This is a genomic window from Acinetobacter sp. CIP-A165 (assembly GCF_000367985.1).
Taxonomy (GTDB): Bacteria; Pseudomonadota; Gammaproteobacteria; order Pseudomonadales; family Moraxellaceae; genus Acinetobacter.
In genome coordinates this window covers 13,394-30,660 of sequence record NZ_KB849206.1, presented here as the reverse complement: position 1 = coordinate 30,660, position 17,267 = coordinate 13,394, and the positions used below count along the sequence as shown (strand labels likewise).

12 protein-coding genes and 1 pseudogene are annotated in these 17,267 nt (G+C 41.5%); 5 read left to right on the top strand and 8 right to left on the bottom strand.

From position 1 onward, the window contains the following. Positions 1-29: 29 nt before the first annotated feature. The 3 genes from F991_RS14410 to F991_RS14400 form a co-directional block, all read right to left on the bottom strand. A complete protein-coding gene (locus F991_RS14410; protein ID WP_004672889.1) occupies positions 30-1,286 on the bottom strand; it encodes a hypothetical protein in 1,257 nt (418 codons plus the stop codon). A gap of 148 nt (positions 1,287-1,434) precedes the next feature. After that, the gene (locus F991_RS14405; RefSeq protein ID WP_004672888.1) at positions 1,435-2,961 is read right to left on the bottom strand and encodes a fumarate hydratase; all 1,527 of its coding nucleotides are present in this window, start codon (positions 2,959-2,961) and stop codon (positions 1,435-1,437) included. Between the two features lie 203 nt (positions 2,962-3,164). Next, positions 3,165-4,031 (bottom strand): helix-turn-helix transcriptional regulator, encoded by an 867-nt coding sequence (locus F991_RS14400; RefSeq protein WP_004672886.1) that lies wholly within the window; start codon positions 4,029-4,031, stop codon positions 3,165-3,167. 176 nt (positions 4,032-4,207) lie between these two features. On the opposite strand from F991_RS14400, the gene F991_RS14395 reads away from it, so the two are divergent. Together F991_RS14395 and F991_RS14390 are read left to right on the top strand one after the other, a co-directional pair. Continuing rightward, on the top strand, positions 4,208-5,113 hold the full coding sequence (locus tag F991_RS14395; protein WP_034595753.1) for a DMT family transporter: 906 nt from the start codon (positions 4,208-4,210) through the stop codon (positions 5,111-5,113). Positions 5,114-5,137: 24 nt separating this feature from the next. Further along, positions 5,138-5,743, top strand: coding sequence for a class I SAM-dependent DNA methyltransferase (locus F991_RS14390; RefSeq protein ID WP_004672884.1), 606 nt, complete (start codon positions 5,138-5,140; stop codon positions 5,741-5,743). 67 nt (positions 5,744-5,810) lie between these two features. On the opposite strand, the gene pta is transcribed toward F991_RS14390, so the two are convergent. From pta to F991_RS14375, 3 genes are all read right to left on the bottom strand, one after another. After that, positions 5,811-7,937, bottom strand: a complete 2,127-nt coding sequence (gene pta, locus F991_RS14385) for a phosphate acetyltransferase (RefSeq protein ID WP_004672882.1) — start codon at positions 7,935-7,937, stop codon at positions 5,811-5,813. Between the two features lie 7 nt (positions 7,938-7,944). Continuing rightward, the gene (locus tag F991_RS14380) at positions 7,945-9,141 is read right to left on the bottom strand and encodes an acetate/propionate family kinase (RefSeq protein ID WP_004672881.1); all 1,197 of its coding nucleotides are present in this window, start codon (positions 9,139-9,141) and stop codon (positions 7,945-7,947) included. Between the two features lie 288 nt (positions 9,142-9,429). After that, entirely contained in the window at positions 9,430-10,695 is a 1,266-nt protein-coding gene (locus tag F991_RS14375; RefSeq protein WP_004672880.1) for a glutamate-5-semialdehyde dehydrogenase, read from the bottom strand. A 355-nt stretch (positions 10,696-11,050) separates the two neighbouring features. Between F991_RS14375 and F991_RS14370 the strand changes: the two genes are divergently transcribed. Beyond that, a complete protein-coding gene (locus F991_RS14370) occupies positions 11,051-12,361 on the top strand; it encodes an alpha/beta fold hydrolase (RefSeq protein ID WP_004672879.1) in 1,311 nt (436 codons plus the stop codon). A gap of 71 nt (positions 12,362-12,432) precedes the next feature. Here the strand turns inward: F991_RS14370 and F991_RS14365 are convergent, their stop codons facing one another. Beyond that, positions 12,433-13,275, bottom strand: a complete 843-nt coding sequence (locus F991_RS14365; protein ID WP_004672878.1) for a class I SAM-dependent methyltransferase — start codon at positions 13,273-13,275, stop codon at positions 12,433-12,435. 340 nt (positions 13,276-13,615) lie between these two features. Beyond that, positions 13,616-14,635 carry a beta-N-acetylhexosaminidase gene (gene nagZ / locus F991_RS14355; RefSeq protein ID WP_004672877.1) on the bottom strand — a complete coding sequence of 340 codons (1,020 nt, stop codon included), beginning with the start codon at positions 14,633-14,635 and terminating at the stop codon, positions 13,616-13,618. Between the two features lie 235 nt (positions 14,636-14,870). Here nagZ and F991_RS14350 point away from each other — a divergent pair. Together F991_RS14350 and F991_RS17310 are read left to right on the top strand one after the other, a co-directional pair. After that, positions 14,871-16,007, top strand: a pseudogene (locus F991_RS14350) (PDZ domain-containing protein); the annotation flags it as partial. Positions 16,008-16,093: 86 nt separating this feature from the next. Then, positions 16,094-17,223, top strand: a protein-coding gene (locus F991_RS17310) for an IS3-like element ISAcsp5 family transposase (RefSeq protein WP_119026777.1) whose coding sequence is annotated in 2 segments (ribosomal slippage) — positions 16,094-16,346 and positions 16,346-17,223 — 1,131 coding nt in all. Because the reading frame shifts where the segments join, the coding sequence is not laid out codon by codon here. The last annotated feature ends 44 nt before the right edge of the window (positions 17,224-17,267 follow it).

The window sequence follows — 17,267 nt, the reverse complement described above, 5'->3', positions numbered from 1 at the left end:
GATTGTGCTTTCCTGCAAAAGTTTAAGGCTTAGAAATAATAGCCTAGATTAATATTAAAGCGTTGTTCCGTTTTAGAGCTATCGCCTGCAACGCTTCCCCCAATAAAAGGTTGATTTTTTGCATTGACAAAATCAACGTAACTAAAGAAATTTCCTGCAGAAACAGCAACACCCGTGGTGTTCATAAAGGTGTCACGGCTATTGTCAGATTTGTCATAAATCATGCCGTAATCATTATAAAATTGCAGTTGTGAAATCGGACCTAAAGAAACGGGTAGTGTATAGGCAACATTGGCACTTAATGATTTGGCTTGTGCTGCAATAGAATCATAGAAGCCATATGCGCCAACAATCATACGATCCGCATTGTTGTTGACACTGTAGTCATATTGGCTGTGTTGTAATTGGACGTTCCAGCGTTGATAATTACTATTGAAATGAACTGCCCACGCATGATAATTTCCGATACGGTTTTGGTTATCATGTAGTCCACCATAAAGTGCAGATGTGCCAACTTCACTAACGACCCCGCCAAGATCAAATTGATAACCTATTCGGCCAGAAAGCGTATTGTATTCACCAATTTTTTGCGTTGGTTCGGCATAAATATCTTCACCTTTAGCCCTTATGCCAACAACATCATATGAGTAGCGTTTACTGCGATCATCGACATAACCGTCAACACCGCCTAATTCATCATTTTTATAGAAACCTAAATCGAGTCGCCAATTATCTTTCATTTGGCGTGAAACGAGGATCCCAAGGTCAAAGTCATCTTCTAAACCAATATAGTAGTTTGGACTGAAATAGTAGCTATGAGAATTATAGGGTTGATTACCAAAGCGAACAGGTGTAATCCCAGCTTTAATTTCCCAATTAGGCATGAACTCATAACCTAGCCAAGCATATTTGACGGTTGTCATGTAGTCATAAAAGCGCAGTTCTGCACCGAGTAGAATATCATCGACATTGCCATTAAATTTGAGTGCGATCATATCGAAGTCAAAATCGCCATGACGGTCTTTGTTGCCTTTTTCGTATGAGTTAATGCCTAAATTGGCACGAACTGCACCGCCAACATCGACTTTACTTTTTTTTGCTTCAGTGCGAGTGGTCTCAGCTTGTTCGTCTAATGCTTTGGTTTGTTGTTGGTGTAGTTTGGTTTCAAGTGCAGCAAGTTGTTGTTTTAGGCTATTTATTTGTTGCTGTAAGTCAGGTTCAGTATGAGCATAGCTGCTAGAGCAAATAGCAAGTGAAGATAAAAGTAAAAATCTTTGATAAAGCATAATATTGAGAGTTCTCCTTTTTTGATGTTTAAGCAGTGTAATAGAGTTTTTGTCGTATTTTCAAATATCAAACATTTAAAAAGGCATTGAGGCTAGCCTCAATGCCTTAAAAGTGAATAGCACTTATATTTTGTTTATACGCGAGAGTTTAAGCTTGTGCGGCATCAACCACTGGAATTTTTCCAATTTTTGCTTGCCAGATTTTTGGTGCTGTCGCATGGATCGATGTACCATTCACATCAACCGCGACAGAAACAGGCATATCTTCAACCACAAACTTATATATCGCTTCCATACCTAAGTCAGCAAATGCAACGACTTCAGCTTCACGTACTGCTTTCGATACAAGATATGCTGCACCACCAACGGCCATCAAGTAAGTTGCTTGATTGTCTTTGATCGCTTCAATCGCAGCTGGACCACGGTCCGCTTTTCCGATCATACCGAATAAGCCAGTTGCTTCTAGCACTTGACGGGTAAACTTGTCCATACGGGTTGCAGTTGTCGGACCAGCAGGACCAACCACTTCATCACCCACTGGATCGACTGGACCCACGTAGTAAATAAACTTACCTTTTAAATCAACAGGCAGTTCTTCACCATTATTCAACATGTCAACCATGCGCTTGTGGGCAGCATCACGACCTGTATAGATCGTACCGTTTAACAATAAAGTATCGCCTGGCTTCCAAGCATTCATCTCTTCTTGGGTAATGGTATCCAGATTCACACGTGTTGATTTTGAAGAATCCCAAGTCACAGCAGGGTAGTCTTCAAGTTTCGGTGCTTGGATATGTGCAACACCAGTACCATCAAGTTGGAAGTGCGCGTGACGTGTTGCCGCACAGTTCGGAATCATACCCACTGGCTTGCCCGCAGCGTGGCATGGATAGTCTTTGATTTTAATATCAAGAACCGTGGTCAAACCACCAAGACCTTGTGCACCAATACCAAGTGCATTCACTTTCTCGAAGATCTCAATGCGGAGTTCTTCCATCTTGTTTTGTGGACCACGACGAAGTAATTCGTCCATGTTGATTTCTTCCATGAGCGCTTCTTTTGCAAGCATCATGGCTTTTTCAGCAGTACCACCGATACCGATACCGAGCATACCCGGTGGACACCAGCCTGCACCCATGGTTGGGACAGTTTTAAGTACCCAATCTACGATTGAATCAGATGGGTTGAGCATTGCGAGTTTTGATTTGTTTTCTGAACCGCCACCTTTCGCAGCAACAGTAATATCCACTTTGTTACCCGGTACGAGTTTGTAGTGGATCACGGCAGGGGTATTGTCTTTAGTATTCTTACGACCAAAAGCTGGATCAGCCAAAACAGAGGCACGGAGGACGTTTGAGTTCTCTAAGTAACCTTGGCGTACACCTTCATTGATCGCATCATCTAAGCTCATGCTTAAATCAAATTTAACGTCTAAACCCACTTCAAGGAAAACATTGACAATCCCTGTATCTTGACAGATTGGTCGATGGCCTTCAGCACACATACGTGAGTTGATGAGGATCTGGGCAATTGCATCTTTTGCAGCTTGGTTTTCTTCACGATCATAAGCACGGCTCATCGCTTGGATGAAGTCTTGTGGGTGATAGTAAGAAATAAACTGTAGGGCATCCTTGATTGATGTAATCAAGTCATCTTGTTTGATGATCGTTGTCATATCAAATTTCTCTTGAGCGGGCGATTAGCTGGCGGGCTAAATTATATGACAAAAAGTCTCCATTGTGGGAGTTTTAGCGCGCATTTGGCTAAAGGTCGAAGGGGCTGAATATTCGACTTTTTGATAATTTTTTTACTTACCTGTCTAAGCAAGAAACACAAAGTGGCTAAATTCGCCTAAAAGTGGTTTATTGGTAAAATAAATTAACCTGACTTGATTCTCATTTGAGAGGGGGAGTAGCCGAAATATTTCTTAAAGCGATTACTAAAATGACTACTTGAACTAAACCCATATTGCGCAGAAATTTCGGTGAGATTTAAGCGGGTGGTCTGTAGGGCTTGATGTGCCAGTTCTAGGCGACGTTGCATCACATATTGATGCGGTGGCATCTGCATGGATTGTTTAAACATATGCGCAAAATGATATTCACTGAGCTGAGTTTGTTGCGCCAAATCAGACAGTGTGAGGCTGAGATACAAATGCTGATCGATCCATTCTAAAAGTTGCCTTAGCACATATGGTGATAAACCTCCTTTTACCACAGGTACTTGCCATTGTGTATGGCTATAATTTTTAATGAGGTGATTAAGCAATAGCGTAGTCGCGGTGCTCATTTGTAAATGGTTTTCGTGATTGCTCCATGCTCCGTTCAGTAGAAAATGTCGGTAAATCATTGAGATGTGTGGGTCGGATACAAACACTTGTGGGTTGAGTGTAATTTGACTCGGTTCACGATCCCAGACTTGTTCAGCCACGCGTTGTAAATGCTGTTGAGTATAATAAAGATGCACAAATGTGAGTGAATCACGCAGATCCCAAGTTGAGTCAAAATCTTGGGGCATGAGACACATACGATCTGGCCCGCCGCCATTGTGCCAACCTTGAGCGGTCTTCTGATAACTCTGATAGCCACCTTGAATATACATACTTAACGTATGGTGGTTACTACAGACATTGACACGATCTTGGTTGTTTTGCCACATCGCCAATTGCATACCCGAACCCAGTTCTACCGAGTCGAGTAATTGCGCTTTATATTGTTGTAATTGATCTAGAATCTGATATTTCATCTTCTACTCAAAGCTTTAGATATGTGACTAGTGTAGCGATTTTTAATACATAATTGTTATCGATGCAAGAGAAGAAATAGAAAACCGCAAGTTGGTGATAGTGAGCGCAAGATGATGCAAGCTATCGTGATCTCAGACCAAGCAAAATAGTGCAAATGATTTTGGGTTTAGAAAATATGAATGCGCTGTTATATGCTTCGGTTGTGGTGATTTGGGGAACCACATGGATTGCGATTAGCTTACAACAGCAAAGTGGCATCGCAGCCAATGTTGCCGTGTTTTGGCGTTTCTTTATTTCTGCGATGATATTATTTGTTTTTGTCATCTTGAGTAGAAAACTGCAAAAGCTAAATCGCACAGATCACTTGTTCTGTTTATTACAAGGTTTATGTGTTTTTGGCTTGAACTTCGTTTGTTTCTACTACGCAGTGCAATATATCAGCAGTGGCTTAGAAGCTGTTATTTTTTCTATGGCGATGATCTTTAATATCATCAACGCCAAGCTGTTCTTTGCTCAACAGGTTTCAGCACGTTTTTATCCCGCAGCTTTATTGGGCTTGCTCGGCATCATTGCTCTATTTTGGCATGATGTGATCGGAGCTGACTTAAATCGTAATACCTTGATGGGGATTGCGTTGTGTGTGTTGGGCACTTATGGTTTTTCGCTGGGGAATATGATCAGTACTCGGCATCAAAAGCAGGGTTTGGATATCTTCACCACCAATGCTTATGGCATGCTCTATGGTGCGCTGTTGATGGCATTGATTTCAGGCTTTAAGCAAGATAACTTCTTCCCAAGTATGCAGTTGAGCGCAATCACAGCTTTACTCTATTTAGCAGTGTTTGGCTCTGTAATTGGATTTACGGCTTACTTTTATTTGATTGGGCGTATTGGTGCAGGAAAGGCAGCATATAGTACATTGCTATTTCCTTTGGTGGCTTTGGTCATATCCACGATATGGGAAGGTTATCAATGGCATATCAATGCCATGATAGGTGTGATTTTGATTCTAGGTGGCAATGCGATTTTCTTTATTAAAAGCCCACAGGCAAGCGTGCTGACCCGGTCAAAACAGGCTTAGCCCAGACTGAACAGGAGTACTGTGATGCAAGCAGATTTGGCAAAAAATATTATTGATATTTATAAAAAACATGGCCGTGCTTGGACGGAGCGTCGAGGCAACCATTTATATGAAAAAACATGGCTAGATCAATTTCTTGCTTTAATCCCACCTCATTCCCAGCTTTTGGATTTGGGTTGCGGCTCAGCCAAACCCATCGCGGCATACTTGATTGAACATGGGCATCAGATCACAGGGGTAGATGCCTCAGATGCAATGATTGAAATGGCACAATCAAATTTTCCTGAGCAGCGATGGATACAGCAAGATTTTCGTCATTTTAACGTTGATCAGAAGTTTCAGGGGATTTTGGCTTGGGATAGTTTTTTTCATCTCACACACGATGATCAAAGAAAAATGTTTGCGTCTTTTACGCATCATGCCAGAACCGGAACAGTTTTAATGTTTACTAGTGGACCTGCACATGGAGAGGCAATCGGCGAGATGTTTGGTGAGCCGTTATACCATGCCAGTTTAGCCGCTGATGAATATCGTACTTTATTGGAACAACATGGATTTGAAGTGATCAATATGGTGGCGGAAGATCCTGAGTGTGCAGGACATACAGTTTGGTTGGCGCGGTTTATCTAAATCAAAACAGCTATTTATTGAGATAAATAGCTGTTTTAGTCAAAGCGGTAATTTGGGTTTGGTGATGTTATTCCGCTTGAATCGCCGTTAACGCAATGGTAAACACGATATCATCGACCAAAGCACCACGAGACAAATCATTAACTGGTTTATTCAAGCCTTGCAGCATCGGGCCGACACTGACCACATTGGCAGCACGTTGCACCGCTTTATAGGTAGTGTTGCCCGTATTTAAATCAGGGAAAATAAACACATTGGCACGCCCTGCCACTTGTGAATCAGGCGCTTTTTGACGTCCCACACTTTCAACTGAAGCAGCATCATATTGAAGAGGTCCATCAATCAGTAAGTCTGGTCGACGTTGTTGCGCTATTTCAGTGGCTTGACGAACTTTGTCTACATCAGCCCCAGTGCCAGAAGTTCCTGTTGAATAGCTAATCATGGCAATTCTTGGATCAATTCCAAACGCTTTGGCAGAGTCTGCGGATTGAATCGCAATTTCAGCCAGTTGTTCTGCCGTTGGGTCGGGGTTGATCGCGCAGTCACCATAAACAAAGACTTCATCTGGTAACAGCATAAAGAAGATGGAAGATACCAATGAGTAGTTCGGTGCTGCTTTAATGAGTTGAAATGCAGGACGAACCGTATTCGCCGTGGTATGAATCGCACCTGAAACCAAACCATCCACTTCATCCAATGCCAACATCATCGTGCCGAGTACAACTGTGTCTTGGAGTTGGGCGATCGCTTGGAGTGCATCCAATTTTCCTTTACGTAACTCGACCATTGGTTCGATATATTGTTCGCGGATACTATCTGGGTCGATGATCTGCAAATCTTCAGGAAGTTGAATTCCGCGGGCTTTCGCAACTTCTGCCACCGACTCTGGTTTGGCCAATAACACACACTGTGCAATACCACGCGCTTGGCAAATGGCAGCCGCTTGGACGGTGCGAGGCTCATCGCCTTCAGGTAACACAATACGTTTTTTGGCTGCAATTGATTTTTGCACTAACTCATAACGGAATGCGGAAGGAGATAGGCGTGGATGTAAATTATTTTGCGTATGTTGATCAAGCCACTGGCTATCAATATGACTGGAAACAAATCGGGTGACTTGTTCCGCTCGTTCGGTATCATCAATTGGAATTTCATTACCAAAACGGCTGAGCTTTTTCAGTGCCTCTAATGTCGTAAGTGGGGTATGTAAAACAGGTAAACCTTGTTTAATCGCACTTTGACAGAATTCTAATACATTTTCAGAGGGTGGGGATTTTTCGGTGAGCACTAAACCCGCCAATGGTGTGCCGTTACTACTGGCAAGGCTTGCAGCAAGCAAAGTATCGGTACGTTGCGACGCGCTAATAATCAGCTCGCCTGCTATAAATTTGTGTAATTCAGATTCAATGTTGGACGCAATTAAACTGGTATGCAGTATGCGGCGATGTTTGGCGTCACCTTGATGTAACCATGTGCCGTTGACGATTTCAGCAATGTCTAAACTTCGTGGTACGCTGAGTATATTGCTAAAAGGAACTAAGCCGATAATCGGCAATGCTTCTGTTCCGATAAAACGATTGTAGTGTTGTAATTCTAAGGAAAAATCAGCTATTTTTTGATCTAAGCGTAAACTTGGATCAAGTGTGACAGGGATGGCTGCTGTGCTTTCAGGCAGTCCTTTGGTGCGCATAAATAATACGCCCGTTGTTCGTGTCGATGCTGCGCCGCCGAATTGACGTAAGTGGGCATCTATTCGTTCTGCCGTTTTGCGTGGATCAGCTAAATCTGCGGTACTGACCAACACCACTTGAGCATCAAATGCTTGTGCTAATGCGGCATTGACTTCGATGGCGAAGTGATCTTGTCCATTTGGCACAAGACCTTCCACAATAATCACATCATGATCAGCCGCAATTTGGCGATGCAGTGCAACGGCTTCTTCCAGCAACTCATCGGTTTCACCGAGTGCGATGAGTTGGGTTAAACGATCGTAGGTTATCGGCTCTACAGCATGATGCTGGAATAAATGACGATATAAAGTTGTGGTGCGATCAACGGTTACATCTGCGATTTGAGAAAATGGTTTTAAGAAACCCGCATTGATCCCTTTACAGTCCAGTGCGTAAATCATGCCTAAACAAGCAGAGGTTAAACCGACACCTTCACCTGTGGGAATAAGTAAAATCGTATTCATAATGACCTTAATTTTTTATTGAGTAGGTTAAAACAGTTTGTTCAAGCACTTGGCGCGTTTCTTTGGCAATACGACCTTCTTCATCTGTTGGAATCACCCAGATTTGTGGGCCTGTACCTTGGTCAATACGGCCTTCGCTACCTCGCGCTAAGCTATTATTTTTCTCTTGACTAAATTGCAGACCAAAGTGTGATAAATACGCTAAAGTCTTTTCACGCACATCGGTAGAATTTTCACCAATACCACCAGTAAAAATCAAACCATCTAAACGAGGCAGGGCGCAACTTAACGCAGATAAAGATTTTGCGAGTCGATAACAAAAGACTTCGATCGCGAGTATTGCACCTTCATGACCATTTTCAGATGCTTCAACTAACGTACGCATGTCATTGGATAAACCCGACAAGCCCAATAAGCCACTGTCTTTGTTAAGCATACTGTCAATTTTTTGGATATCCCAGCCTAAATTGTTGGATAAAAATAAAGGAAGGCTTGGATCAACATCACCACTACGGGTACCCATCACGACACCTTCAAGTGGGGTCATACCCATCGAAGTATCAAGGCTCTGTCCATTCCAAACCGCACAGGTCGAGCTGCCATTGCCTAAGTGAGCACTGAGCCAACCGCCTTGGTTCTTCTGACCTGCTAACTCACTGGCGCGTTCTGTCACATAAGCATGACTAGTACCATGGAAGCCATAACGACGAACTTGGTGCTGATCATATAAAAATTGTGGTAAGGCATAACGATAGGCGCGTTCAGGCATGGTTTGATGGAATGCTGTATCAAAGACAGCCACTTGAGGGAGTTGTGGAAATAACGCCATGGTTGCTTCAATCCCAATCAAATTTGCGGGGTTGTGCAAAGGTGCAAGTGGAATTGCGTCACGAATGCGATCAATCGTTTGTTGGGTTAATTGCTCAGCATGGGTCATATTGCCACCATGCACCACACGATGCCCAATGGCTTGAGGATTGTAGTTGGATAAACGTGAGAGCAGGGTTTCTAAAGCTTTGGCATGATCTGCATACGGAATCGAGAGTTCAAGTGCTTCGCCACCAAGCGTGATACCTTTAATCCGAGCATCGGCTGCACCCAAGTTTTCTGCTAGACCATAAATGCGATCTTCGCGGCGTTCTGAGATAAGCGCATATTTAATAGATGATGAACCACAGTTTATTACCAGTACAGATATCGCCACGTTTGACCACCTAACAAATTCTAATTTTATGATGAGAGCTTGGTTTGACTGCATTTTATAAGCAGTAACAAGCGCTATGTTTTAGCATGTGGTGTTGCATTGGCAAAATAGACTTTAGCCTATACAACTGTTTTATAAATCAATCTATTTAGTATAGTTTGTAAATAACAGGTTCTTTTGATTAATCTGTTGGTTTTCGCGGTATTTTTGTATGAAAATATATAAAAACACGATAAAGATCAATTTAATGCGCTTTATCGTGTCGGAGTTTAAATGAGATAGTTTAGGTTATTGGCGGATTTGACCATCTCCAAAAACGATCCATTTCTGAGAGGTTAAGCCCTCTAAACCAACTGGGCCTCGCGCATGAATTTTATCGGTAGAAATGCCGATTTCTGCGCCTAATCCATATTCAAAACCATCAGCAAAACGTGTTGAAGCATTGATCATTACTGAGCTTGAATCAACTCGCGCCAAGAACTCACGTGCCAAACTAAAGTTTTCCGTAATAATCGCATCGGTATGATGAGAGCCGTACTTATTGATATGCTCAATCGCCTCATTCATTCCGGTCACAACTTTAATTGCAAGGATTGGACCTAAGTATTCTGTATACCAATCTTCCTCAGTCGCTGTTTTAACCGATATACCCAAAATGCGTTGTGTTTCAGGGCATCCACGCAGTTCAACTTGCTTCTCAGCATAGAGTTCTGCGATACGCGGTAAAAACTCCTCAGCGATTGCTTCATCTACCAATAACGTTTCCATGGCATTACAAACACCGTAACGATGCGTTTTGGCATTCAGTGCGATAGGCAAAGCTTTTTGTAGATCTGCTTGAGCTTCAACAAAAACATGGCAGTTACCATCTAAATGTTTAATTACTGGAATACGTGCTTCTTGACTGATACGTTCGATCAGGCTTTTTCCACCACGCGGTATAATCACATCGACAAATTCAGTCATCGTGATCAAATGACCGACTGCTGCGCGATCAGGGGTATCAATGACTTGAACGGCGTGTTCAGGCAAACCTGATATTTGTAGACCATGTTGGATCGCAAGAGCAATCGCTTTGTTTGATTCCAATGCTTCTGATCCACCACGTAAAATGATGGCATTACCAGATTTTAATGCCAATGATGCAGCTTCAAGAGTCACATTGGGTCTTGATTCATAAATCATCCCAACGACACCAAGCGGAACACGCATTTTACCCAACTGAATACCAGATGGACGATAGGCGAGATCTGTAATTTCCCCAATCGGGTCAATGAGGCCGATTACATCTTTTAAGCCTTGTAGCATTCCTTTAAAACGTGCAGGGGTCAGCTCTAAACGATCAAGCAACGCATTGTCTAATTGGCGTTGACGTCCGTTATTCATGTCAATCTGATTGGCTGCCAAAATTTGCGCTTGATTGTTTTCTAAAGCGGTATAAATTGCAGACAAAGCATGGTTTTTCAAATGAGTTGGCGCACTCATTAAAATACTTGACGCTTGGCGCGCCTGAGTACCTACCTGTTGCATATAGTTTTGAATAGAGTCTTGCATAGCATTTTGATGATTGCATGTATTTATAAAGATAGTAACAGTCAAATGCCGAACAATGAATAGGCGGAACTGACAATTCAAAAAAATTACAAATTGTTAATTGGCGCAATTTTTTTTATTTTTATGCGATAAATATACCGAATATCAGGATGTGAATACATATTTTGCAAAAGATTATTGGTCTAAACAAGATAAGTGGTTAAGGAAATGATTGCGTATAAAACATGCATTTGTATAGAATGAAAAAGTATAGGATAAATGTAATACAAATTTTATAAATTTGTTAACTTGCAGGGCAGGGTCGCTAAAAATGACATGCTTGCAACAGAAAAATAAACAAGGATGGAGGAAGGACATGAATTCCATTATCCAAATGGACTCGGATTTAAATCATAGCTTCACAGGCTTTGGTTTTTTTGACATCTACAATAAAAACAGTTTTAAACAACCAGCGCGTACAACGTGGATTGATGGTTGGAAAATTGAATATATGGCAATTGCAGATCCTAAAACGATCCACAATACGCCGATTGTAATTGTCGGGGGCGCATTTCAAAACTTTAACTCTTATAAGTATTGTGTTGAACAACTCTTTGAGAGTGGTCCTGTTATCTTGATTGACTTACCTTCAATGGGCTCAAATCAACAAATTCGTAATGTCGATACAGGTGCGTCAGCTTCAATACTAGAATTACCAGATTTGTCTAAAATGCTTGGGCAATGGCTTGATATCGTTGGAATTGATAAAGTTTCAATGATGGGGATGTCATTAGGGTCTGTTATCGCATCTTCATTTGCTGATCAGCGCCCAGAGCTCATGGATCGTATGGTGTTGATGGGCGTGATGCAAAAGACACGTAAAAGCTGGCGGATGCTGCTTGAAGAATCATTGCATTTAATGCGTGAAGATCGCATGGAAGAATTTGGTCAAGCTGTCATTCTCTATTTAGTCAATCATGCCAAACTTGATAAAACCCGTATGTCACCGACAGCAAAGCGTCTGTTTTTTAGACAGATGGCTGATTTCAGTAGCACTGAGCGTGAACGTTATGAAATTAACTGTAATCGTTTATTACGCTTAAGTAATGTACCTGTACCACAATGCAAAACATTGGTTGCAGCAGGACAGTACGATAGCTTTACTTTGCCACATGAAAATGCAGATTTTGCTTTGCAGTGCCAAGATATGCAGTTTGCTTTGATTGCCAATGCAGATCACGTACCGCAGTTGCAACGCCGTAAAGAAACCATGAATTTGTTTACCTCATTTTTGAAAGGTGAGTCCATCGATAATCTTGATGGCATTATTTCGATGACGCGTGAACAAATGAAACAGATCGAGCGTCGTGGTGAAGAGCGAATTGCTGTTTTACAACCAGATTCAAAATTGACACATCGTCATTTAGAGACTGAAGCTGCTGTTAAAATTGTAGATATCACTTTCTTTGGGGTGTATTTGAAAGTCGATGACTTGGGTCAGCTTGATTTTATTCGTCAGCATCCACGTGACTTAGCCTTGCATTTGGCGGATGAGGAAGGTGAGTTTAAAATTGAATGCTTAATTTTTGATATCACTGAACAAGGTCTACGTATCTTGTTTAAACACGGTAGCTTTGACGTTGCTGAACGTTTAACTCGTTTTATCGAGCGCCAAAAATTCGTTTGATTTAACCATTACAAACAGATTTAAAAAAAGAGAAGTGAATTGATAATAGTCACTTCTCTTTTTTATTGAAGCTATTTATTCCTTGCTTGGATGGTCCAGACGAGATCGCCTAAATGTTGTTGTTTATTTTCTAAAGTGACTTGTTCAAAAAACTGTTTGGGTTGCAGCACTTCAACCTGTTTAAAGCCTGCCTCTTTAAAAAAGTTTTCAACTTCAATAGCGGTTTTAAAATGAAAACTAAAAGCACTGCGTGACATCCATTTTAGTAAGCGGCTGCTATTCCAAATAATGGTGGCAAGTTTGTTTTGAGTTGGCTCAGGATAAACATCAGTTAAGTAATGCAATTCTTTAAAGCCATTGCCATAGATAGCGATTGATTTGATGAGCTGTTGTAATAATGGTTTATCAAAATAGTTAATCAATCCTTCGCTGATAATGACCAATGGACGGTTCGGATCAAATGTTTCAAAAGCTGTTGCAAAAGCATCTGTGAATAAATCTACAGAAAGCACTTCATCTGCATGTGTTTCAATCTGTTGTAGCGCAGCTTGTTTTGTTGCGGCCATGTCTGGTAGGTCGAGTTCGCGAAAGGTGATATCTGGATAGTGTTGTCTAAACCACCAACCACGAGGGGATAAGCCACACGCAATTTCGAGCACTTGTAAATGAGGATGCTGTTCAATCAATGCTTTTAAATGCGTATCGAGCATGGTGTGCCGTTGTTTTAAGGTAGTACGCATGCTGCCACCGACATATTTTTCCGCCCAACTTTCAATTGGGTGGACTAAAGCTGCAAGTGTTTTTCCTTTTGCGGTTGCGAATGCAGGATGTGAAATCCCCATTTGATACCAAATATACCCCGTATAGTGCGCTGTAAATGAAATGTGGCGATGTTTCGAAAGTTGTTGTGTCATCTGTCCTAGACTCTATTTTTCCTAATTTGGATATATAAAATTAATCTTTTTTTAAAATTAAGATTTTTCCACAAAATCCTATTTTAGGTTTGTTATTTACTATCGTCGGGCGGCATGGATGCCGCCGTTGATCTGGTCTTGCGCTGCTGCTTTCAAGGCGTTGCTTTGAAATTGCTCAGGATGTATCCTCAGCCTATGAGCAGCGACTAAAGCTGCGAGATATTTTTGCTTACTTTTATCCCTGAAAAGTAAGCCGAGCCGAAGGCAAAATCCTTTAATCAGATAAGCACTCGGCAAGATGCAATTATGTTCATAAAAAGATTAAAAAATCTAAGTAAAGTTAAAACGAATTCTTAAATTCTTCAATGGCTTTTCTGACGGTTTGCCAGTTTTCGTCTAATGTCAGTGTTGTACCCACCTGAATATTTGGGATTTTACCACGCATACGTTCTAAACGTTGTTGATTTGGTAAAGCAAGTGCTTGGATCCCGTCTAGTGCGATACAAGCAGCAGCGCGATCATTGCAGACCAAGCCCATATCACAGCCAGCGTTTAATGCTGCTTGGATACGCGCATCAGCACCACCTGCCACACACGCAGCTTGCATACTTAAATCATCTGAGAAGAGAACGCCATCATATTTAAGTTGTTGGCGTAAAACATTTTGCAACCAAAATGGTGAAAAGCCTGCTGGGTTTGGATCAACTTGATCATAAATCACATGGGCTGGCATCAGCGCATCAAGTTGAGGCATCAACTGAATAAAGCTCTGCATGTCTTTATCATAGATTTCCTGATATGAACGGCTATCAATTGCTGCTGCGACATGCGAATCTGCTTTGACTGAACCATGTCCAGGAAAGTGTTTGCCTGTGGTTGCCATGCCTGCTTTTTTCATGCCGCGCATAAAGGCATCTGCAAGTGGTACGATATCTTGCATGTTTTTAGCAAAACCACGATCACCGATCACATCACTGACATCATTCAGGTCTAAAACAGGCGCAAAACTAAAATCAATACCGACTGCAAGAACCTCAATCGCCATGAGCCAACCGCATTGTTCTGCCAGTTCAATTGCCTGTTGAGGATTGTGGATATAGTGTTCACCGAGTCGACCCATTGCCGGTAGTAAAGTAAACCCTTGTCTTAAGCGTTGTACGCGACCACCTTCCTGATCAACTGCGATCAGGATGTCAGGGCGGACTTGACGCATATGATCGGTTAAAGCGCGAACCTGCTGAGGGGATTCAATGTTACGTCCAAATAAAATCATGCCACCGACTTGTGGCGCTTGTAAGAGTTCAATATCTTCTTGAGTAAGTTCTGTGCCAGCTATATCTAGCATCAACGCGCCGATCATATGGATTCCGTTTGAATTTTGATGAAAAAAACGATAGCTAAATTGTGCAATGATTTGCTACATTTTGTCAGTACAGAATATGATAAAACTACATGATATTGATGATAAATACTCGTTGAGACGTTATTTATAGCAACCGACGAGTTTACAGGCTGATAAATACTGAATGAAATATGTTCATATCGATATGATCAGCGTGTAATAATTGCCATATCCAAGGAAGCACCAAAATTTTATGAAACTTCAAATGATAGCGTGTGCAGTTGCAATTGCGACTGGTGGTTTATTTTTCTCTCATACCATGAATGAGGCTATTGCGGCGACAGAAGCGTCTGCCGTTTCAACGGTGATCAAGCCATCACAAGAACAAGCATTGGTCGCGCGTCAGTTAGCAACACTGGTTGATCGTCAGCATTATCTCAATATGCGTTTAGATGCGACGACTTCAAAACGTATTTTAGATATGTATCTTGATAGTCTTGATCCAGATCATTCATTATTTTTAAGCAATGAAGTTGAAGATTATAAGAATAAATATGGTTCAAATTTTGGTGGATCACTTAAAGCTGGAAACCTCACAGGTCCTTTTGCGATTCATGCGCAATATCGAGAGCGATTAAGAGAGTTCTATGAGTTTATGTTGGCTGAATTGAAAAAGCCGCAAAACTTGCAGCAGAAAGATGTTTATCTGGATATCGATCGTGAAAAAGTACCTTATTTTAATACCAAAGCTGAACAACAAGCCCACTGGCAAAAGATGCTGGTTTCACAACTGATTAATTTAACGATCAGCAAAGAAGAAGAGCAAGCCAAACAAAAAGCATTAAAAGAGAATCCATCACTTGCAAATGGTCAAGATTTGACTGGGCCAGAAGATTTAACACCTGTTCAAACCCTAACTAAACGCTATACACGTCAGTTAGAGCGAATGGGGCGTGTGAAAAGTGATGATGTGCTAGAAAAGACATTGAATGCGATGTTGGCGACTTATGATCCGCACAGTAATTATTATCCACCGATTGATGCGATGGAGTTGAATCGTCAAACCACCTTGCGTTTAGAAGGGATCGGTGTTTCGATTCGCCCTGAGCGTGGTAATGAAGATTACACACGAATTGAAACGATCGTCGAAGGTGGTCCAGCAAGTAAATCAGGTCAAGTGAAATCAGGAGATCGCATTATTGGGGTTGCTCAAGATGGCGAGAAAATGGTGGATGTGATCGGTTGGCCGAGTTCAGAAATTGTAGGGTTAATTCGTGGTAAACGTGGAACCAAAGTTGTGGTGCGCTTGTTAGGCACAGGTGCTGCAATGAGTCAGGCACGTAATGTCACTTTGGTTCGCGATATTATTCAAGAAGAAGATGCAGGTGTGATGTGGTTCTAGGATTTTAGACCACGCCTATAAGTGATAATCTACTCCCCAATAAGCATGGGAAATGCTTGTTTTTGGAGTCAACCATGACACGAAGAAAACGTCGTAATCATTCAGCAGAGTTTAAAGTTAAAGTTGCTCTCGCAGCAATTAAAGGCGACCACACACTCGCTGAACTTTCTACTCAATTCGATTTACATCAAAACCAAATCATCGATTGGAAAAATCAACTGCTTGAGCAATCAGTCAATATTTTTTCACGACCAACAGCACAACAAGAACCAGAGATTGACCTCAAAGCTCTACATGCCAAGATAGGACATCAGGCATTGCAAATTGATTTTTTAGAAGGTGCGCTCAGAAAAATAGGGCAGCTGAGCGGCAAAAAATGATCGATAAGACCCATCAACTTTCGGTACGACAACAATCGCAATTGATTCAAATCAATCGCAGTACGTTGTATTACAAGCCCAAAGAGATTTCATCAACTGATTTGAGTTGGATGCGTCTAATCGATGAAATTCATCTCGACTACCCATTTATGGGCAGTCGAATGATACGAGATATGCTACAGCGTCAAGGACATCAAATAGGTCGGCGTAAAGTCCGACGTTTAATGCGCTTGATGGGAATACATGCCTTGTATCCAAAACCCAATACCAGTAAGCCTAATCTTGCACACCGTATTTTCCCATATCTGTTGAAAAACATGGTCATCGATCACTCTAATCAAGTCTGGTGTACAGATATCACGTACATTCCTATGGCTAAAGGCTTTGTCTATCTGTGTGCAATTATAGATTGGCATAGTCGTAAAGTACTGGCTCATCGAGTATCGATCAGTATGGAAACAGACTTTTGCATAGATGCGTTGCAAGAAGCAATTGTGAAATATGGTTGTCCTGAGGTGTTTAATACAGACCAAGGCAGTCAATTCACAAGCGAGGCATTTTTGAATGAGTTAAAATTGCGAAATATCCGTATCAGTATGGATGGGAAAGGACGATGGATGGATAATGTAATGATTGAGCGTTTATGGCGCAGCGTGAAGCATGAGGAAGTCTATTTGAAGGCTTACGATACGGTTAAACAAGCGAAACTATCAATTGCTGAATATTTGGATTTTTATAACATGATACGTCCTCATTCAAGTTTGAATAAGGCAACACCAAATGAATTTTATGATCAACATTTACTAAAAGTAATGGCAGCATAATTTAAATATTTAGAGCGGATTTATCACTTATAAAACTGAATTGA